The following is an 18,188-nucleotide window of genomic DNA, read 5'->3' as shown; positions in this document are numbered from 1 at the left end:
AGTGACCGCTTGCTATCAAATCATCTTGACCTGCCGTGACCTGAATGTGACATTCACGCAAAACTGCTGTACCGTCTAACTCGCGTCAACTTTTCCGAAGTTGACGCTCTTGTGCGGATTGCCTAACTCTGCCACCGCTCAAGGTCCGTTCGCATTTCATCGTCTGGCAGGGGCGGGGGAACCAATTGTGGCCTTTAGTTTCGAAGGCCTTGGGGTTAAGTCGCAAAAGCTTCCCAGGAAGCCGCGCGGCCGGGTGACTCCCATCCGAATCCGACAGCTCACCTCGCAGGCATTGGGAGAGGCTACCTTCGTGTCTTCACGCCATAATTCGGCGCGCCACCGCGCGCAACCGGTTCGTACCAACGCCCTGGACTCCATGTCCAAGGCTGTTAGTGCCAATGCCGGGACAGTAGGTCGCCAGGCTGCAGTCATCGCTGCTGCATCCGGCCTCATCCTGACCATGGGCCTGCCAGCCAATGCAGCAGATACCACTGCTGGTATCTCCGCTTCCACCGAGTCCGGATCCGCGCAGCCCGCCCTTGCCGTCACCGCGGCACCCACGGCTACCGTTTCCTTCGAACGGCCGGTTGTGACCACCATCGCCGCTCCTGTTGTGGAGCCTGTGACAGTCCAGTCAACCTCCGATGACGAGGACGCCCCCGCCGCATCGACTGCAGCGACCGCGTCAACTGCCCCCACTGCGGCGACTGCCACCACAGCAGCAGCAAAGAAGATCGCCGAGCCCGTCGCATCCGCGGCCAGCTCGGGCATCGCGGCCATCGCTTACACCGGCATCGGCAGCCCGTACGTCTGGGGCGGCACCACCCCCAATGGCTGGGACTGCTCCGGCTTCACCCAGTGGGTCTACGCCCAGGCCGGCATCAGCATCCCCCGCGTGAACGCATGGACTGCAATGAAGCCCACGTCCACGCCGCAGCCCGGTGACCTTGTTATGCAGAACGGCGGAGCGCACGTTGGCATCTACGTCGGCAACGGCATGATGATCAGCGCCCTGAACCCCTCCCAGGGAACGCTGCTGCACTCGGTAGCCGCTACCGGCTCCTCCGCGTTCTTCACCATGAACTAGTTCTTCGACCTTACGGTCCAAGAGCTTTTTCTTTGCCCAAACACGCTTTTCGCTAAATCACACATCCCCGTTCAGGGCGTGCCGGCGTACCCCCAAGATGCCGGCACGTCCAGTCCCCTTTGGCTGCCTACATGCGGTTCGAAGGAAAACGAAAGAGAGAACTGATGACTACTCGTGCAACCGCACGGCACCGCGCCGAGGTCACCAAAACCAACTCGCTCGCCATCATTGCCAAAGCTGTCGGCGACAACGCCGGCGGCGTAGGACGCCAGGCGGCTGTTATCGCAGCGGCTTCCGGCCTTGTCCTGACCAGCGGCCTGGCAGCCAACGCTGCTGACGCCAACGTCCAGCGTGATTCCGCTCCGGCTTCCACCCTGGAAGTTGAATCAACCGTTGAGGCTCCGATTTCGGCTGCTTCCACCATCGCCATCTCCTTCGAGAAGCCGGCTGTAACCACCACCCCGGCCCCCGTAGTGGAAGCCCCCGAGCCCGAAGTCGAGGCAGAAGCTGAGGTTCAGAAAGCCGCTCCGGCTCCTGCTCCCGCCACACGGACTGCCGCTGTCGCCAAGGTGACCGCCACGGCGCCGGCAGCAGCCGCTCCGGCAGCAGCCGCGCCCGCCGTTTCTGCACCGGCAAGCGGCAAGGGTGCGGCCATCCTGTCCGCCGCCTACGCACAGCTCGGCGTTATGCAGGACTGCACCATGCTGGTTACCAACTCCCTGGCTGCCGTGGGCATCAACTTCCACGACTGGCCGGCAGGCTACCTTTCCCTGGGCCGTACGGTTAGCGCTGCAGAGGCTCAGCCGGGCGACCTCATCTACTACGCCAACGGTGGTTCCGGCATGGCGCACATCGCCGTTTACGCCGGCAACGGCCAGGCCGTCCACGGTGGCTACAACGGCAACCAGACTGTTGTCTTCAGCGCCAACGTAGGCTCCGGCCCGGTGTTCATCCGCGTCAACTGACACTCTTCCGCCACGTTTTGCATAGCTGACGAAATCCAGACAGGACCCCTGCCCTTCCGGCGGGGGTTCTGTCAGTTAACCCGGAGGGTTTGCGGGTCCCGCGCCTATTTTGGTTCGGACACGGCTGCCTCCGGCTTCAGCGATTAGCTGATAGTGCACTTCTTTGTTTACTCTTGTGGTGTCGATCCATAGCCCGGACATGCCGAGGGCAGCCGGCCCTCGTGCCCCTGACGGGTGCGGCCGTGAAGAGGTACGTGCATGCGCACTCTCGTTCTGAATGCTGGATATGAACCGCTGGCGGTTATTACTTTCCGCCGGGCGCTGGTGCTTGTGCTCACGGGCAAGGCGAGCGTTGTGGCTGAGGGGGACGATCCCGTCGTGGGTCCCCAGGAGATTCTGGGCCGCCCGTCCGTGATCCTCCTGAACCGCTACATACGCCCCAGATACAACCAGTCCACGGCCGTTAGCCGACGCGGAGTGCTCCGGCGTGACGGGCACAAGTGTGCCTACTGCGGTAAAGCTGCGCACACCATCGACCACGTTCAACCAAAGTCCCGCGGAGGTGCGGAGTCCTGGGAAAACCTGGTGGCTGCCTGCTTGAAATGCAACAACGTCAAGGGCGACCACACCCCGGCGGAAATGGGCTGGAAGCTGAGGTTCGTCCCGGAGCCTCCGCATGGGACCATCTGGCAGATCAAGGAACTCGAGAAGCCGACGCCCGCCTGGGATCCGTTCCTGCTGCCCGAACGTGCTGCGTAGCACCAGTGTCGGACGGCTTCCGTGCCCCCGGACTAGGCTGGGGGAATGGAGCAAAAGGGGTCGGATTTCAATGCCTTGATCCTGGCCGGCGGTCGGTCATCACGGCTGGGCGGAGTACCGAAGCAAGGGCTCGTCTTCCAAGGTGCCACCCTCCTGCAGCAGTCACTGGCCGCGGCCTCCGGGGCCTTCCGTACAGTAATTGTTGGCCCGGACCCAGGTGCACTTCCCGCAGGTGTGCTCTCATGCCGGGAGCAACCCGAGTTTGCAGGCCCGGCGGCTGCTGTGGCCGCTGGCCTTGGCGCGCTGGCCCGGGCCGGAAACGAACAGACGTACACCCTGGTGCTGGCCTGTGACATGCCGCGGGTCTCTGCTGCCGTGCGGGCCCTGAGGAAGCCGCTGGACGACGGTGAACTCGGAGGCGACGGGCTCATGGCCTGTGGGGAAGACGGGCGGCCCCAGCACCTCGCAGGGTTCTACCGCACAGGCATGCTAAAAAAGGCTGCGGAGGATCTTGCGTCGCGGGGCGCCTTAGTTAACGGTTCGATGCGGGCGCTCCTTGCTAGTCTTGACCTGCAGCTTGTCACCGTCCCCTCCGGTTCCACTGACGACGTGGATACCTGGGACGATGCCGCCGCACTAGGAGTTGACGCCGGGACTACGACGAATTCCAGGACCGGCGCGGCAGCAGTTGATTTGGGAGGCAGTCAGTGAAAAGCCAGGATGAAACGCTGGAGGAGTGGTGCAGGTCCCTGCTCCAGGCTTATGAGCTTGAGGACGTCCAAGTGGATGTCAACGCCGTCCTCGCCCTTGCAGGGGTAGCAGCGCATTCTGTCGTGCGGCCTGCGGCGCCCCTCACTACCTTTATCGCCGGCTACGCCGCCGGCCTGGCTTCAGCGGCCGGACGCAGCACGGAAACGGCGTCCATGGAAGGTGCCCTGGCCGTGGCCCGATCTTTGGCTGCCGACTACGACGCTGAAGCTGCCGGGACTCCCGGCGAATGACCGAGGAGCCCGGGGAAGAACGGAGTTCAACGGACCTGCCGGAGACGCCGCGGCATCTGGCCCACACCTGGGAGGAAGCGAGGCTGGCCGCCTTCGAAGCAGCCACGCCTATTCCGGCCGGGCCTGTTCCCCTGCAGTTTGCCCTGGGCCGAAAGCTTGACCAGGACATTACTGCGCTCCAGGACATGCCCCACTACGCTTCCTCCGGCATGGACGGCTGGGCGGTCAACGGCAGCGGCCCGTGGATCCTGGCGGAACCGGGCGCCCGGCTGGCGCCCCACCAGGCCAGCCCAATCGTCACCGGCGGGCTGATTCCTCCCGGCGGAAAGGCTGTGCTTCGCAGCGAAAGCGCCGTACTCGGCACGGACGAGGACGGCCTGCCGGTCCTGATGACGGGTGGGAGCGCCCGGCCCGGGGAACCCCGCAACGGCCAGCACATTCGCAAAGCCGGGGAGGAAGCCCTGGCCGGAGACATGCTGGTCAAGGCGGGAGCGAAGCTCAACCCTGCCCATCTGGCACTTGCCGCACTGGCCGGCTACGACGAACTGCAGGTCCAGGGAAAACCCCTTGTCCGGATGCTGTTCACCGGCTCCGAAGTTATAGAACAGGGAGTGCCCGTCCCGGGCAAGGTGCGGGACACTTTCGGTCCGCAACTGCCGGCAGTCGTGGAGATGCTTGGCGGCATAGCGGGGGAACAGCACCGGATCGGGGACTCCTACGACGAGTGGCTCGCCGCCTTGGAGGACGTGGTACCTGAGGTGCCCGGCGCTCCAGACCTGCCGGCCGACGTCGTCATCACCACGGGCGGAACCGGACGCTCAGGCACGGACCACCTCCGCACGGCGGTGGCAGAACTGGGGGGCAGGCTCGTCGTCGACGGGATCGCGATGCGCCCGGGACACCCGGCTGTCCTGGCGGAACTGCCGGACGGCCGCTTTGTCCTCGGTCTTCCAGGGAACCCGCTCGCCGCCATGATGGCACTGGTCACTGTTGGGGCGCCCCTGCTCGCCGCGCTCGGCCACGGCAGCCTGCCCCCTGTCCAGGAAGTGCCCTGCGGAAGCATGATCGAACCCGATCCGGGGCGCACCCGGCTGATGCCCTTCCGGCTCCTCTACGGGATGGCATCTCCGGCGCAGCACACCGGCCCGGGGATGATGCGCGGGTTGGCCTCGGCCGACGGCGTGATGGTGGTGCCGCCCCATGGAGTCCAGCTCGGCGAGTTGGTGCCGGCCGTTGCCCTGCCCTGGGGGCCACCCATTCCGGCAGCTGGTGATCCTGCCGGGAAGGCAAAGCCAAGGAGCGCACCGCGGCAAACCAGGACCGCCGCCAAACCGTCAGCCGGCGGGCCCGTAGACTGGAGTGCACTGCTTGGCTGACGCTGCTCCCGGCCGTGCCCGGTTGGTGTCAGGCTGCGGCAGTTGTCATGATGGACCTATGAAAACGCAGGGGTGGGAATGGGCCGGGTAACCCAGCGCCGGAAGGTGCACAAGTACGTCCTTGACGGTTCTCCGAAGGCGCTCGAGTTTCCGGTACGCCACCGTGAGGATGTCCTCGCTGTGGAGGAGCCCCTGGAGATCCGGCTCGGACAGCTCTCCTTTTCTGTCACTATGCGGACCCCTGGCGACGACTTTGACCTGGTGGCCGGCTTCCTGGTGTCAGAGGGGATCATCTGGAGCTCCGAGCAACTCGTGTCGCTGCGTTTCTGCGCCGGCGAAGATGAAAACGGCGTCCAGACATTCAACGTGGTGGAAGTCCAGCTAAGGCCGGACGTCACAATTCCGTCCATCGGCCGCCACATCTACACGTCGAGCTCCTGCGGCATTTGCGGAACGGACTCAGTGGAGTCAGTCCAGAAGTCCTCGCACTACAGTCCCGCCGCAGACCCGCTGACCATCGACGCTGAGCTCCTCGCATCGCTGCCCGCCCTCCTGCGGAAATCCCAGCGCCTTTTCGAGGACACCGGGGGAGTGCACGCCGCCGGATTGTTCAACATCCAGGCCGACGGCGGCGCGGAGCTGTTGTGCCTCCGGGAGGATGTAGGGCGCCACAACGCCGTGGATAAGGTGGTGGGCTGGGCGCTGCGTGAAGGACTGCTCCCGCTCCGCGGCACCGTCCTCCAGGTCTCGGGGCGGGCGTCCTTTGAACTGGTGCAGAAAGCGGCGTTGGCGGGAATTCCCGTGCTCGCCGCGGTCAGCGCGCCGTCAAGCCTCGCAGTTGAGCTTGCAGAGGCCAGCGGCGTGACGCTTGCCGGCTTCAGCCGGGGAACCAGCCTCAACATCTATGCCGGTGACCACCGGATCGTCAGGCCCGTTGCCCGGACTGCCGCTGACGCCCGTACCTGAGCCGGTTTCCCCGCCCGCCCTGCGCGGAAAACGTTTTTTAGGGGGATGTTGTCCGCCGGTTATGGCGAGTAAGCTACCAGCGGGTAGTTTTATCCGCCGAATGGACAACATGGTCCACGATCTCAGCGCTGAAGAGGGCCAACATTGCATGACGACCGCCGAATCACGGAAGTCCGCCTCGAAAGATTCGTCCGAGAACGTATCAACCCCGCCGTATACAGCCGGAGCCTCCCCCTCAGCCTGAGCAGTTGGGACGTGCCGGACGAACCCGTGCCGGCCCTCGAGGCCATGCGGCAGAAGTTCCAGCCGCAGGAACACGGCGCTCCCTGGGGAAAGCCGTGGGCTACCAAGTGGCTTCATCTCCAGGGGGAAGTCCCCGAGTCCTGGGGCACGGAGCCGGACACTACCCTTGAAGTGGTGGTCGATCTGGGGTTCACCATCGAAGTGCCGGGTTTCCAGTGCGAGGGCATCGCATGGCGGGCCGACGGCACCATCATCAAAGCGGTGTCGCCGCGGAACCAGTACATTCCGCTCAAGCTTCTGGGCGGCGGCATGGCAGTGGACTTCTATGTGGAGGCCGCCGCAAACCCTGATGTTGCGCAGGGCTGGACGTTCGCCGCCACACCGTACGGCGACAAGTCAACGGCCGGAACGGCCACCCAATACAGGCTGGGAACCATTGTCATCGCCGAGCTGAACCAGGCTGTGTGGGAACTGCAGCAGGACATCTGGACCCTGTCCGGCCTGATGGTGGAGCTGCCCCTGGAGCTGCCGAGGCGGCACGAGATCCTGCGGGCGCTTGAGCGCATGATGGACGTGATGGATCCCGACGACGTCGCCGGCACCGCAGCCGCCGGCCGGGCCGCCCTCGCCGAAGTGCTGGCGCGTCCCGCCTATGCGTCCGCTCACCAGCTCGTTGCCACCGGCCACGCGCATATCGACTCGGCCTGGCTTTGGCCCGTCCGGGAAACCATCCGCAAGTGCGCCAGGACGTTCTCCAACGTAGTGGCGCTGATGGATGAGTACCCGGACTTCGTTTTCTCCTGCTCGTCGGCGCAGCAGCTGGCCTGGATCAAAGAGTTCTACCCTGAACTCTTCGGCCGGATCCGGGAAAAGGTGCGCGCCGGGCAGTTCGTACCCGTAGGCGGCATGTGGGTGGAGTCCGATACCAACATGCCCGGCGGAGAGGCGATGGCGCGGCAGTTCGTGGAAGGGAAAGGCTTCTTCCTTGCCGAGTTCGGCGTGGACTGCCAGGAAGCGTGGCTGCCGGACTCCTTTGGATACTCCGCAGCCCTGCCCCAGATCGTCAAGTCCGCCGGCAGCCGGTGGTTCCTCACCCAGAAGATCTCCTGGAACCAAACCAACAGAATGCCGCATCACACCTTCAACTGGGAGGGCATCGACGGCACCCGGATCTTCACCCACTTCCCGCCGGTAGACACCTACAACTCCCAGCTCAGCGGACGCGAACTCGCCCACGCCGAGCGGAACTACCGCGACCACGGCCGCGGCACCGTCTCGCTGGTGCCCTTCGGCTATGGTGACGGCGGTGGCGGCCCCACCCGGGAAATGCTTGCGGCTGCCGTGAGGACAGCAGATCTGGAAGGATCTCCCAAGGTGCGGATCGGTTCCGCCGCCGGCTTTTTCCAGCAGGCCGAGGATGAGTATCCGTCGCTGCCGGTGTGGGTGGGGGAGATGTACCTCGAACTGCACCGCGGCACCTACACCAGCCAGGCCCGGACCAAGAAGGGCAACCGTCGCAGCGAACACCTGCTGCGCGAAGCGGAACTGTGGTGTGCAACTGCAGCGGTCCGTGCAGGGGACAGGTTCACCTACCCCGGCGCCGAGCTCAAAAGGCTCTGGCGCCTGGTGCTGCTGCAGCAGTTCCACGACATCCTTCCAGGCAGCTCCATTGCCTGGGTGCACCGGGACGCCGAACGCAATTACGCAACCATCGAAGCTGACCTCGAAACGCTGATCGCCGCTGCCGCCAAGGCAGTGCTTGGCCGCGGGGACCGGGAGTTCCTATTGAATGCTGCACCGCATGCCCTGGGCGGCGTGCCTGCGATGGCTGCCGGCGTCCCTGCGGCGCGGTCTGCGCCCGCCCGCTCCGCAGCGCGGGACGGTGGTTTCGTTCTGGACAACGGCATTATCCGGGCAGTCCTGGATGCGGACGGCCTGCTCACTTCGCTTTGGGACTACGCCACTGGCCGTGAAGCGATTGCGCCGGGAGAACGCGGCAACCTTTTGGAACTTCACCGCGACACCCCTAATGAGTGGGACGCCTGGGACATTGACGAGTTTTACCGCCGCAACGTCACTCCATTGACCTGCGCGGAGTCGGTGCGGCATGTCGACGAGGACGGCGCGGCTGCAGTAGTGGTGGAGCGGAGTGCAGGGGCCTCAACCATTACCCAGCGCATCAGCCTCGCCGCCGGAAGTCCTTCGCTGTCGATCACCACGTCTGTGGACTGGCAGGAGCGGGAAAAGCTGTTGAAGCTTGGCTTCGCACTGGATGTGCGGGCGGACCGGTCTGCGGCGGAAACACAGTTCGGTCACGTCTTCCGGGCAACCCACACCAACACGTCCTGGGAAGCGGCGAAGTTCGAAATTTGTGCACACCGCTGGATTCACGTGGGGGAGCCGGGCTACGGCGTCGCCGTTTCCAACTCGTCGACGTACGGCCATGACGTCACCAGAAGCATCAGGGCGTCCGACGGCGGCACCACCACCACAGTGCGTATGTCGCTGCTGCGTGCCCCGAAGTTCCCGGATCCGGATGCGGACCGTGGACGTCACGAGCTGACCGTCACCGTCCGGCCCGGCGCCGGCATTGCCGATGCTGTCGAGGAAGGATACCGGACCAACCTTCCTCCGAGGCTGGTCACCGGAGCCTCGCCGGTGGAGCCGCTGGTTTCGCTGTCAAACCCGGCTTTGGTGGTGGAGGCTGTGAAGCTCGCAGAGGACGGTTCCGGAGATGTCATTGTCCGGTTGTACGAATCGCTGGGGCAGCGTTCCGGGGGAACGCTCACCGCGAACTTCCCGGTACGGCGGATCACTGCCGTGGATCTGTTGGAACGCCAGGTGGATGCTGCCGGCGTAAACGCCGGCGTGGACGGGGCGGAGCTGCTGCTGCGGCCGTTCCAGTTGGTGACGCTGCGTCTTGTTCGCGGACAGGAGCAGGCGGGCGGAAAAGGGCCTTAAATGGCTGAGTGGGGGCGGTCCCCAACGGCCGCCACCACTCATCCCCCCAAAGCGTGCAAAGGCCCCCGGGGGCCGCATTCGTCCAAGAAAGTATCCCCGTTCGTAAACGCCCCGCAGCCCCCACCTTCACACATTCATGATTGTTTCACATTCTAATGATTTTGTGAAAGCGGGAAAGGTTACGTTTCGGTAGATGTCCTTCTCAGCGGGTGGCTCCTGCTGTTTCTGACTCTCGCGACCCAGATGAGGGCCAGGCCGAGGACGAAGCAGAGCACCGCCGTGTAATTGACGATGAACTCCAGGGCGCCCAGCGCGGGCGGCACCACAGGGAACAGCAGGGTGAGGGCTATGGCCATTCCGCCCACTGCCAGCAGCCCGGCGGCCACCCGTACCAGCACGGGAAGTCTGCTGCCTACTGCGCGGACCATGGCCGGAAGCAGGACCAAGGACACGTAAGAGGGATAGGCTCGTCCCGCCGCCCCGTAATACTCCACCAGGACGAAGTTCCGCTCGCTTTTGCCCGCTGTTGCCGACAGTCCGGCCGAGGAACCGGTAGTGTCCATCAGGAAAAACAGGATGGTCATCACCAGGGAAATGACCAGCAGCACCATCATGCCCAGCCTGCCCGTGATGAGCCGGTAGGCATGGTCCGCTCCAAATCCCCGTGTCACCCGTATCCCCACAAAGTAGATCGCTCCGAAAATGATGAAGCGCAGCAGCAGGTTGGCGAGGTTCGTGCCTCCCAGCGCTCCGTCAACCGCCGCGTAGGGCGCCTCAATGCTCAAAAGGATGGCCGCAGTCAGCAGAGCAAAAATATAGAAAAGGGACCGGTTCTCTCCCCGAAGTGCACTCGGTACCCGGGCCGCTGCGATAAGTCCGCAGATTGCCAGCGTGGACCACTGAAGAATTTCGATCATCCCAGGTTCTCCCAAATCTTTTCTGTCTGCGCCTGGTCCTGTTCCTGCCGCCGCAAAACCTTGCCCAACGCCTGTAGCCGGTCGCCGGCCAGGACCGCGAGGTCGCCGTCGGACAGGCTGTCCAATGCGGCCTGGCGTGCGCCGGGAGGCCAACCTGCCTCTTCCTCGGTGATCAAGCCGGTGGCCACCAGGCCGCTTGCGGGGCCCACTCCTGCCGCCCGCGCCGTGGCCACGGCCAGTTCTGCTGAAAGCCGGTTGGCGGTCAACTGGGCTGAATAGTTCTGTGGCGCTATGCCGGTGGCGGCGGAAACACGGTGCCGCACCTCGCCGTCGTCAATGGCATCAACCCAATTCTTGACGGACGTGGCGTGCGGCGCAGGTGACAGCGGGGGCGGCGTGCTTCCCGGGTTCCCGTCGGGGCCCATGCCCGGGCGGGCCAGCATGGCGCGCAGGAGGTCAGCGGTGGAAATCTGGCTGACCAGCTCGCACCGGGCAGGCGGTTGCTGCGGTCCGGCCAGTTCCCGGTACGGTTCGAAGTCGGCCAGGGCAGCCACCGGGTTGATGTTGTAGGCGCGGCTGATGCTGACCACCGTGCTGACAGAAACTTTTCCGCGCACCAATTGCTGGGCCAGAGTGGTCCGCTTGATTCCCGAGATCCGGCAGACATCTGCCGTACTGGCGTCCGGCGCGATTCCTTGCAGCCAGCGCTGGAACGCCTTGGCGGGGAGGGTCATGAAGGGCTCTCTGCAGATCGGATGATTTGTTGATTTTAGCCTGCCCTTGTCCGGCCGATTTTACCCGCACCCCAGTTTCGGCTATGCTTGATGGTCGAGCCCGTTGGTCCGTACACCCCCCAAGTCCGGACCAGCGGGTTCTTTTATGTCCGGGCTCCGGGCGCCGTCCATCTGACGGAATGCAGAGGCTTTGCGGGCCGAAAGGCGCCAGACCTGCTGCGCGCTGCGGTGAAAGGATGACTCCATGACTGCGACCCTTGTTGCAAAGGATCTTTCCGGCGGTCACGACCACCGGCTGCTCTTCTCCGAACTCTCCCTCACGGTCGCCCCTGGTGACGTTGTCGGTGTGGTGGGGGCCAACGGCGCCGGAAAGTCGACACTGCTCCGCCTGCTTGCCGGCGTCGACCAGCCCCAGGGCGGGACCGTCAGCCTGGCTCCCGCTGACGCGTTCGTGGGCTGGCTTCCCCAGGAGCACGAGCGCGTTTCCGGCGAAACGGTGGCGGCGTACATTGCCCGGCGGACCGGCTGCGCCGAGGCCACCGCCGAGATGGAGTCCACAGCAGAGGCGCTGGGTTCCGGCGCGCCCGGGGCCGATGATGACTACGCCCGCGCTTTCGACCGCTGGATGGCCTCCGGAGCCGCTGACCTGGACGACCGCATTCCTGCCGTACTGGCTGATCTGGGCCTGGACACCGGCACTGATGCCGAGATGACCGGGTTGTCCGGGGGCCAGGCCGCCAGGGTGGCGCTCGCGGCCCTGCTGCTCAGCAGGTTCGACGTCGTCCTCCTGGACGAACCCACCAACGACCTGGACCTGGCAGGACTTGCCAAACTCGAGGACTTTGTCCGCGGATTGCGGGGCGGCGTTGTCCTGGTCAGCCATGACCGGGAATTCCTTGCCCGCTGCGTCACCACCGTAGTGGAACTGGACCTGGCGCAGAACTCCGTAGCTGTTTACGACGGCGGCTATGACGCCTTCCTTGAAGAACGTGCAGTGGCCCGGCGGCACGCCCGCGAGAAGTACGAGGAGTTTGCCACCACCAAGGCGGACCTGGTGTCCAGGGCCCGTACGCAGCGTGAATGGAGCTCACAGGGCGTTCGGAACGCCATGAAGAAGAGCCCGGACAACGACAAGATCCGCCGCGCCGCCAGCACCGAGTCCTCGGAGAAGCAGGCGCAGAAAGTACGGCAGATGGAATCGCGGATTGCCCGGCTGGACGTGGTGGAAGAGCCACGGAAGGAGTGGCAGCTCCAGTTCTCCATCGGCAAGGCGCCGCGCTCAAGCGCCGTCGTGGCCACCCTCCGCGATGCTGTGGTAAAACAGGGCACGTTCACCCTCGGCCCGGTCAACCTCCAGCTCAATGCGGGGGAACGGATCGGCATCACGGGCCCCAACGGCGCCGGCAAGTCCACCCTGCTGCGCCTGCTGCTGGGTGACCTCGCACCGGAGTCCGGCAGCGCAGCCATGGGCGCCTCGGTGGCCATCGGCGAGATCGACCAGGCCCGGGGGCTGCTGGCAGGCCACCTTGCCCTTGCCGACGCCGTCGAAGCTGTCCTGACGGACCTTAACCCGGCAGAGGTCAGGACGCTGCTGGCAAAATTCGGCCTGAAGGCGGACCACACCGCGCGTGCCGTTGATTCGTTGTCACCCGGCGAGCGGACCAGGGCCGCCCTGGCCCTGCTGCAGGCGCGCGGCGTGAACCTCCTGGTCCTGGACGAGCCCACCAACCATCTTGACCTCCCCGCCATCGAACAGCTTGAGGAGGCGCTGGAGAGCTACGACGGCGCCCTGCTGCTGGTGACACACGACCGGAGGCTGCTGGAAAACGTGCGGCTGGATGTACGTTGGAATGTGGAAAACGGGACCGTAACGGAGCAGCAGCAATGAGCATGGAACGGGTGGCCTGGGGCTCCCTCTACAACATCACCCGCGCCAAGAGCGGTTCCCGGCCGTTCTCCAAGGCCACCCTCAAGCGCGTCCTGGGGTTTGCCCGGCCGCACCGGGGCAAGCTCCTGGCCTTCGTGGCGTTGTCCATCGTGATGGCGTTCCTCGCCGTGGCCACCCCCGTGCTGGCAGGGCAGGTGGTGGATGCGATCGTGGCCAAGGCCGCCGCGGAGGAAGTGGTCCGCCTTGCGGTGCTCATCGCCGTCGTGGCCGTGGCCGAAGCAGGCCTGGGCCTGGTGAGCCGCTGGCTGTCCTCCACCATCGGTGAGGGGGTGATCGTGGACCTTCGCACCAAGGTCTTCGACCACGTGCAGAAAATGCCCATCGCGTTCTTCACCCGGACCCGCACCGGCGCCCTGGTCAGCAGGTTGAACAACGATGTGATCGGTGCCCAGTCGGCGTTCGCCGGGACACTGTCCGGTGTGGTCAGTAACGTGGTGGCCCTGATCCTCACGCTCATCGTCATGCTCGGAACGTCCTGGCAGGTGACAGTCCTGGCCATGATCCTGTTGCCGGTCTTCCTTATCCCAGCGCGGCGGATGGGGTCCAAACTCGCGGACCTGCGCCGCGAGGCGGCGGAGCACAACGCGGCCATGGGAACCCAGATGACTGAACGCTTCTCCGCCCCCGGCGCCACCCTGGTCAAGCTCTTCGGCCGCCCCGATGAGGAGTCCCGGGAGTTCGCCGTCCGCGCCGGCCGCGTCCGCGACATCGGCGTCCGGACCGCCATGCTGCAGTTCACCTTCGTGACCGCCCTGACGCTGGTCTCCGCGCTCGCCCTGGCGCTTGTGTACGGGCTGGGCGGATGGTTTGCCATTACCGGCCAACTGGCGGCAGGCGACGTCGTGGTGCTGGCCCTGCTGCTGACCCGCCTCTACGCCCCACTGACGGCCCTCTCCAACGCCCGGGTGGAAATCATGAGCGCCCTGGTCAGTTTCGAGCGTGTTTTCGAGATCCTGGACCTCAAACCCCTGATCCAGCAGAAGCCGGACGCCGTGCCTGTGCCGCCCGGCCCGGTAGCAGTGGAGTTCGACGACGTCCGTTTCGCCTACCCCTCGGCGGACAAGGTTTCACTCGCCTCGCTGGAGGAGGTGTCCACCCTGGACACCCGCGGCGGGGAAGAGGTGCTCCATGGCATCAGCTTCCGGGTGGAGCCCGGCCAGACGGTGGCGCTGGTGGGATCGTCCGGCGCCGGCAAGTCGACCATTGCCCAGTTGCTGGCCCGGCTTTACGATGTGGACTCCGGCGCCGTGCGCCTGGGCGGAACCACGCGCGGGACTGGACTGGACCTGCGTGACGCCACCTTCGATTCCCTCCGGGACACGCTGGGCATGGTGACGCAGGACGGCCACCTCTTCCACGAAACCATCGCCTCCAACCTTCGGCTCGCCAATCCGTACGCCACTGAGGAGGACATGTGGGAGGTCATCCGGCAGGCCCGGCTCGAAGCCATGATCCGGTCCCTGCCGGACGGGCTGGACACCGTGGTGGGCGAACGCGGCTACCGGCTTTCGGGTGGTGAGCGCCAGCGGCTCACGATCGCCCGGCTGCTCATCGCCCAGCCCCGCGTGGTGATCCTGGACGAGGCAACGGCCGCGCTGGACTCCACCAACGAAGCTGCAGTGCAGGCTGCCCTTGGTGCCGCGCTCGAGGGGCGCACCGCCGTCGTGATTGCCCACCGCCTGTCCACCGTCCGTGCCGCTGATGCGATCCTGGTGGTGGAGGACGGCCGGATTGTGGAACGGGGGACCCACACAGAACTGCTGGCTGCCGAGGGACGCTATGCGGAGCTCTACCGGACGCAGTTTGCCGAAGCCACGGCAGTGGCGCAGGAAGCAGTTCCTGAGTTCTAGCCTTCAGGCGGGGTGCCTGCAGGCCGGACGTCTCCAGGCCCTGCGGCCAGCTTCGGAAGGATATGCTCCGTGAGCAGCGGGGCGAGGTCCGCGGGCAATTCGCCAGCCAGTTCAAGCCAGCGGATCTCCGCTATTTCTGCAGACGGATGGGCCGTCCAGGTGCCCGGCGCCAGGAAGACGGTGGCCTCGATATCCGTGGCGGCCTCGTTGGCGGCCTCCGCGATCCAGACCCCCATCAGCTGAAGCTCGCGCGGATCGACGACGATACCCACTTCCTCGGCCAGTTCCCGTGCCGCCGTCTGTGCCGCCGTTTCCCCCGTTTCCGGCTTCCCGCCCGGGTGCATGAACATGGCCGTGCCGCGCTTCCTCACAGTCAGGAGCCGGCCGGCATCGTCGAAGACACACACCGCGGACACCACGATGCGGTTCTTCATGCGCCCACCGTAAGCCGCACCAGCACTGAGGCGAGCAGGAGGTCCTTCTGCGGCCCCGTCACGTCCCAGCTGTAGCTGAAGCGGTTCTCGTCAATGTACGCGTAGGCCACGCGGTAGGTGTCAGGATCGCACCAGTGCTGGTCCAGGTTGGCCTTAGGCGTGAAGCTCATGGTGTGGAAGGGGCGCCCCTCGGGAAAAAACACGTTCAGGGCGTCGGGGTGGTCCGTGGTCTTCAGCAGGTATTCACGGGAGGCAGGGCCGGTGAAGGTGGGCCAGCGCATGGTGCCTTCTTCGCGGAGGGCCAGGCCGGCGTCGTCCAGTGGGTCAAAGCGCACGACGCCGGAAAAGGTACCGCGGGTGCCGGTTGCCCTGTCCAGCAGGTCCCGCCGGACAGACCACTGCCCCGATTCCGCGGGGGCGGCCGGGCCGAGCAGGTAGGCACGGAGTGCGAACTCCGGGGGAGGAAAGTTCAAGTGCCCTCGATTGGAATCGAACCAACGACACCGGCTTTAGGAGAGCCGTGCTCTATCCACTGAGCTACGAGGGCGGGCGTCCGCAGGATCGGCAGGGCCGGTCCGGCTCGGACACGGATACAAGCATACAAGGTACAGAGCCGTACTACGCTCAAGGCATGAGTTCAGCGCCGTCCACAGCCCGCTCCGTGGCGTTCATTCCGGACACCGCGTCCACGCGGCAGTACATCGGCGCCTGGTCCGTGCTGAGCGTGCTGCAGTATTTCGCGGCGGAGGCGGCAGTCATCGCCGCCTGGGCCGGACCCCGCCCGTACGACCTGCGCACGGGCTACATCAGCGACCTGGGTGCCATCAACTGCGGGATTTTCGACGGCCGTGAGGTTTGCTCGCCGCTGAACTGGCTGATGAACGCCTCCTTTGTGGTCCAGGGGCTGGGGATGCTGCTGGGTGCGCTGCTCCTGAGTTCGGGGCTTCTGCGGGTGGCTGCCCTGGCCAACGCACGCGTGCGGCCGGGCCGGCGCGTTCCTTGGCTGGCCGCCGCCGCTGTCCGGGTGCTGACAGCAACGGCGGGAGCCGGAACGGTGATCGTGGGACTGGTTCCGGAGGACATTGGCTCGGGCTGGCACTACGCCGGAGCGGTCATGTACTTTGCGGCCGGGTCGGTTGCCCTGCTGGTCCTGGGGATCCTGTGGCTGCGAAAAACACTTCTGGCCTGGTTCATCCTTGCCGGCGGCACCGTATCCGCTGCCGCCCTGGTAACCGGCGGGCTTACCGGCATGGCTGTGCCGGAGCCCGGGACCTTGGAGAGGCTCATGGCCTACCCGGTCACGGTGGGAATGGCCACCGCCGGGTTGGTGATCGCGCAGCGGGTGCGCCGGCACCGGAAACTGGTCCGCGCCGCGGCTGCCGCCGGGCAGGGGCTGCAGGGGAGTTTTTAGCCCTCGGCGTCTTGAGGCTTCCGCGCCCGCAGGAATACTGCGGCGGCCCCTGCCAGCAGGCTCAGGACCAGCAGGACCCAGCCGGCGACGGTGAGGGTCGATGCCAGGGCGACCTGGCCGGCGTTGGCCGTTTGCGCTGCCAGCACGCCGTCGATGGCCGCGTTGCCCCAGAGCCGGACGGCGACAAACAGCAGGGGGAGAGCCCACAGCGCCCAGCGCAGCGTTCTCCGTGCAACGCTCGTTCCGATCAGCAGCAGCCAGGTGAACCCGAAGATCAGCGGAAACAGGGTCCCCGCCGTTTTGTGCACGTAATTGAGCTGGCCGCGCGCGTCCTCGTCCATGGCCGAGCGCAGCTGGCCGACGTAAGCGGGATCGAAACCGCCGATGAGTGCATCGGGCATGGCCAAACCGGAGGAGAGCTGCCGCAACTGGTCCAGCGTGAGCAGGTGCACGTACCAGAACAGGAACAGGCTGGCCACCACACCGGCGATCAGGATGAGGTTGCCGTTGCTTTCGGCTTTTTGCGGAGTGCGGGCGGTGGTGGAATTAACCACAGGGGGAAGATGGTGCTGCGGTACAACCGCTTTTGAACCATGCTTCTTGATCCGCTGCGCAGGAGTTTTGGCCATGGCACCATTATCCAGCCCCATAAACTGAAGCCATGACCATTGGCCGGCACAGCGCTGCTGAACTTGACCCTTCCCTGGACGACTACCAGCTGGGGGCAGCCTTGGTCCGCGAAGCCGGGCAGCTGGCGCTGCTCATGCGGATGGCCGGCCTGCAGTCCGAGCAAAAGACTTCCATTTCCGATGTTGTGACCGCGGCAGACCATGCCGCAGAGGCTTACGTGCTGGAGCAACTGCAGCGCTGCCGGCCGGAAGACGGCATCGTGGGAGAGGAAGGCGCCTCGGTGCAGGGCACCAGCGGCCGCACCTGGGTCATCGATCCTGTAGACGGCACCTACAACTTCCTGCACGGCTCCACGTACTGGTGCTCCGCCATAGCCCTGAAGGATCCCTCCGACGTGGTTCTCGGCGCCATCTTCCAGCCTGAGGAGGACAAGCTTTGGGTTGGCGGCAAAGAGCGCGCGGCAACCTTGAACGGTGAGCCCCTGACGGCGTTCCATGAAGACGGGGGAGCGCGGAACAGCACTGCCGTTGCAGAGTTTGGCGCGGCCACCTACATTCACCCCAGCTGGCTGATGGACCCCCTGTGCGCCATGCCCTGGCACGCCGCCGCAACCTCGGCCGCGGCCCTGCGGATGCTCGGCTCGGGCTCCTGCGACCTCGGCCGGGTGGCTGACGGGCAGCTCGGGTGCTGGTTCCAGCACAGCTGCCCGGAGTGGGACTGGCTGCCGGGCAAGGCCATTGTCCGTGCCGCCGGCGGAGCCGTGGACACCGTCCGTGTCAACGGCCTGGAATGGTTTATGGCAGGAGGCACGACGGCGGTACGCGAGTTGCGTGCGGCGTTGGAGTCGGGCTCGGTGGCATAAACGTGCGGGTAATCCCGGCCACGTAATCCACAGCCTGGAAGTGA

The 18,188-nt window shown here is 65.5% G+C and carries 17 protein-coding genes, 1 tRNA gene and 1 riboswitch; of the genes, 12 read left to right on the top strand and 6 right to left on the bottom strand.

All coding sequences use genetic code 11. From position 1 onward, the window contains the following. Nucleotides 1-125 precede the first annotated feature (125 nt). A riboswitch (cyclic di-AMP (ydaO/yuaA leader) is annotated at nucleotides 126-306 on the top strand. 70 nt (nucleotides 307-376) lie between these two features. From AC5RTE_RS10440 to AC5RTE_RS10405, 8 genes are all read left to right on the top strand, one after another. Continuing rightward, on the top strand, nucleotides 377-1,087 hold the full coding sequence (locus tag AC5RTE_RS10440; RefSeq protein ID WP_494041303.1) for a C40 family peptidase: 711 nt from the start codon (nucleotides 377-379) through the stop codon (nucleotides 1,085-1,087). Between the two features lie 164 nt (nucleotides 1,088-1,251). Then, the gene (locus tag AC5RTE_RS10435; protein WP_494041302.1) at nucleotides 1,252-2,052 is read left to right on the top strand and encodes an NlpC/P60 family protein; all 801 of its coding nucleotides are present in this window, start codon (nucleotides 1,252-1,254) and stop codon (nucleotides 2,050-2,052) included. A 258-nt stretch (nucleotides 2,053-2,310) separates the two neighbouring features. Further along, entirely contained in the window at nucleotides 2,311-2,811 is a 501-nt protein-coding gene (locus AC5RTE_RS10430) for an HNH endonuclease (protein ID WP_494041301.1), read from the top strand. Between the two features lie 45 nt (nucleotides 2,812-2,856). Continuing rightward, the gene (gene mobA, locus AC5RTE_RS10425; RefSeq protein ID WP_494041300.1) at nucleotides 2,857-3,522 is read left to right on the top strand and encodes a molybdenum cofactor guanylyltransferase; all 666 of its coding nucleotides are present in this window, start codon (nucleotides 2,857-2,859) and stop codon (nucleotides 3,520-3,522) included. Continuing rightward, entirely contained in the window at nucleotides 3,519-3,812 is a 294-nt protein-coding gene (locus tag AC5RTE_RS10420) for a DUF6457 domain-containing protein (protein WP_494041299.1), read from the top strand. Before mobA ends, AC5RTE_RS10420 begins: the two co-directional genes overlap by 4 nt. After that, nucleotides 3,809-5,188: a molybdopterin molybdotransferase MoeA gene (locus tag AC5RTE_RS10415; protein ID WP_494041298.1), complete on the top strand. Its 1,380-nt coding sequence runs from the start codon at nucleotides 3,809-3,811 to the stop codon at nucleotides 5,186-5,188. Before AC5RTE_RS10420 ends, AC5RTE_RS10415 begins: the two co-directional genes overlap by 4 nt. 78 nt (nucleotides 5,189-5,266) lie before the next feature. After that, complete coding sequence (fdhD, locus tag AC5RTE_RS10410; protein WP_494041297.1) at nucleotides 5,267-6,154, top strand: formate dehydrogenase accessory sulfurtransferase FdhD; 888 nt, start codon at nucleotides 5,267-5,269, stop codon at nucleotides 6,152-6,154. Between the two features lie 144 nt (nucleotides 6,155-6,298). Further along, on the top strand, nucleotides 6,299-9,358 hold the full coding sequence (locus tag AC5RTE_RS10405; RefSeq protein WP_494041296.1) for an alpha-mannosidase: 3,060 nt from the start codon (nucleotides 6,299-6,301) through the stop codon (nucleotides 9,356-9,358). A 179-nt stretch (nucleotides 9,359-9,537) separates the two neighbouring features. Here the strand turns inward: AC5RTE_RS10405 and AC5RTE_RS10400 are convergent, their stop codons facing one another. Continuing rightward, a complete protein-coding gene (locus tag AC5RTE_RS10400; protein ID WP_494041295.1) occupies nucleotides 9,538-10,275 on the bottom strand; it encodes a hypothetical protein in 738 nt (245 codons plus the stop codon). After that, complete coding sequence (locus tag AC5RTE_RS10395; protein ID WP_494041294.1) at nucleotides 10,272-11,009, bottom strand: hypothetical protein; 738 nt, start codon at nucleotides 11,007-11,009, stop codon at nucleotides 10,272-10,274. Before AC5RTE_RS10395 ends, AC5RTE_RS10400 begins: the two co-directional genes overlap by 4 nt. 244 nt (nucleotides 11,010-11,253) lie before the next feature. Between AC5RTE_RS10395 and AC5RTE_RS10390 the strand changes: the two genes are divergently transcribed. After that, complete coding sequence (locus AC5RTE_RS10390) at nucleotides 11,254-12,897, top strand: ABC-F family ATP-binding cassette domain-containing protein (RefSeq protein ID WP_494041293.1); 1,644 nt, start codon at nucleotides 11,254-11,256, stop codon at nucleotides 12,895-12,897. Beyond that, nucleotides 12,894-14,807: an ABC transporter ATP-binding protein gene (locus tag AC5RTE_RS10385; protein WP_494041292.1), complete on the top strand. Its 1,914-nt coding sequence runs from the start codon at nucleotides 12,894-12,896 to the stop codon at nucleotides 14,805-14,807. The genes AC5RTE_RS10390 and AC5RTE_RS10385 overlap by 4 nt, the downstream gene beginning before the upstream one ends. Here the strand turns inward: AC5RTE_RS10385 and AC5RTE_RS10380 are convergent. The 3 genes from AC5RTE_RS10380 to AC5RTE_RS10370 form a co-directional block, all read right to left on the bottom strand. Beyond that, nucleotides 14,804-15,241, bottom strand: a complete 438-nt coding sequence (locus AC5RTE_RS10380) for an NUDIX hydrolase (protein WP_494041291.1) — start codon at nucleotides 15,239-15,241, stop codon at nucleotides 14,804-14,806. The two genes, AC5RTE_RS10385 and AC5RTE_RS10380, sit on opposite strands and share 4 nt — an antisense overlap. Then, on the bottom strand, nucleotides 15,238-15,714 hold the full coding sequence (locus AC5RTE_RS10375) for a DUF6314 family protein (RefSeq protein WP_494041290.1): 477 nt from the start codon (nucleotides 15,712-15,714) through the stop codon (nucleotides 15,238-15,240). The genes AC5RTE_RS10380 and AC5RTE_RS10375 overlap by 4 nt, the downstream gene beginning before the upstream one ends. A 1-nt stretch (nucleotide 15,715) precedes the next feature. Further along, nucleotides 15,716-15,788, bottom strand: a tRNA-Arg gene (locus AC5RTE_RS10370). An 84-nt stretch (nucleotides 15,789-15,872) separates the two neighbouring features. Here AC5RTE_RS10370 and AC5RTE_RS10365 point away from each other — a divergent pair. Then, nucleotides 15,873-16,652, top strand: a complete 780-nt coding sequence (locus AC5RTE_RS10365) for a DUF998 domain-containing protein (protein WP_494041289.1) — start codon at nucleotides 15,873-15,875, stop codon at nucleotides 16,650-16,652. Here the strand turns inward: AC5RTE_RS10365 and AC5RTE_RS10360 are convergent. Next, a complete protein-coding gene (locus AC5RTE_RS10360; protein ID WP_494041288.1) occupies nucleotides 16,649-17,281 on the bottom strand; it encodes a hypothetical protein in 633 nt (210 codons plus the stop codon). The two genes, AC5RTE_RS10365 and AC5RTE_RS10360, sit on opposite strands and share 4 nt — an antisense overlap. Before the next feature lie 32 nt (nucleotides 17,282-17,313). Here AC5RTE_RS10360 and AC5RTE_RS10355 point away from each other — a divergent pair, with 32 nt between their 5' ends. After that, nucleotides 17,314-18,144, top strand: coding sequence for an inositol monophosphatase family protein (locus AC5RTE_RS10355; RefSeq protein ID WP_494041287.1), 831 nt, complete (start codon nucleotides 17,314-17,316; stop codon nucleotides 18,142-18,144). The last annotated feature ends 44 nt before the right edge of the window (nucleotides 18,145-18,188 follow it).

The sequence above is a fragment of the Arthrobacter sp. K41 genome (assembly GCF_059089645.1).
This window is presented reverse-complemented; position numbering and strand designations above follow the sequence as displayed.

Excerpts from the sequence above, each read along its gene's own strand:
- AC5RTE_RS10440 (WP_494041303.1), top strand. The coding sequence starts at position 377 with ATGTCCAAGGCTGTTAGTGCCAATGCCGGGACAGTAGGTCGCCAGGCT.
- AC5RTE_RS10435 (WP_494041302.1), top strand. The coding sequence starts at position 1,252 with ATGACTACTCGTGCAACCGCACGGCACCGCGCCGAGGTCACCAAAACC.
- AC5RTE_RS10430 (WP_494041301.1), top strand. The coding sequence starts at position 2,311 with ATGCGCACTCTCGTTCTGAATGCTGGATATGAACCGCTGGCGGTTATT.
- mobA (WP_494041300.1), top strand. The coding sequence starts at position 2,857 with ATGGAGCAAAAGGGGTCGGATTTCAATGCCTTGATCCTGGCCGGCGGT.
- AC5RTE_RS10415 (WP_494041298.1), top strand. The coding sequence starts at position 3,809 with ATGACCGAGGAGCCCGGGGAAGAACGGAGTTCAACGGACCTGCCGGAG.
- fdhD (WP_494041297.1), top strand. The coding sequence starts at position 5,267 with ATGGGCCGGGTAACCCAGCGCCGGAAGGTGCACAAGTACGTCCTTGAC.
- AC5RTE_RS10400 (WP_494041295.1), bottom strand. The coding sequence starts at position 10,275 with ATGATCGAAATTCTTCAGTGGTCCACGCTGGCAATCTGCGGACTTATC.
- AC5RTE_RS10395 (WP_494041294.1), bottom strand. The coding sequence starts at position 11,009 with ATGACCCTCCCCGCCAAGGCGTTCCAGCGCTGGCTGCAAGGAATCGCG.
- AC5RTE_RS10390 (WP_494041293.1), top strand. The coding sequence starts at position 11,254 with ATGACTGCGACCCTTGTTGCAAAGGATCTTTCCGGCGGTCACGACCAC.
- AC5RTE_RS10385 (WP_494041292.1), top strand. The coding sequence starts at position 12,894 with ATGAGCATGGAACGGGTGGCCTGGGGCTCCCTCTACAACATCACCCGC.
- AC5RTE_RS10380 (WP_494041291.1), bottom strand. The coding sequence starts at position 15,241 with ATGAAGAACCGCATCGTGGTGTCCGCGGTGTGTGTCTTCGACGATGCC.
- AC5RTE_RS10365 (WP_494041289.1), top strand. The coding sequence starts at position 15,873 with ATGAGTTCAGCGCCGTCCACAGCCCGCTCCGTGGCGTTCATTCCGGAC.
- AC5RTE_RS10360 (WP_494041288.1), bottom strand. The coding sequence starts at position 17,281 with ATGGCCAAAACTCCTGCGCAGCGGATCAAGAAGCATGGTTCAAAAGCG.
- AC5RTE_RS10355 (WP_494041287.1), top strand. The coding sequence starts at position 17,314 with ATGACCATTGGCCGGCACAGCGCTGCTGAACTTGACCCTTCCCTGGAC.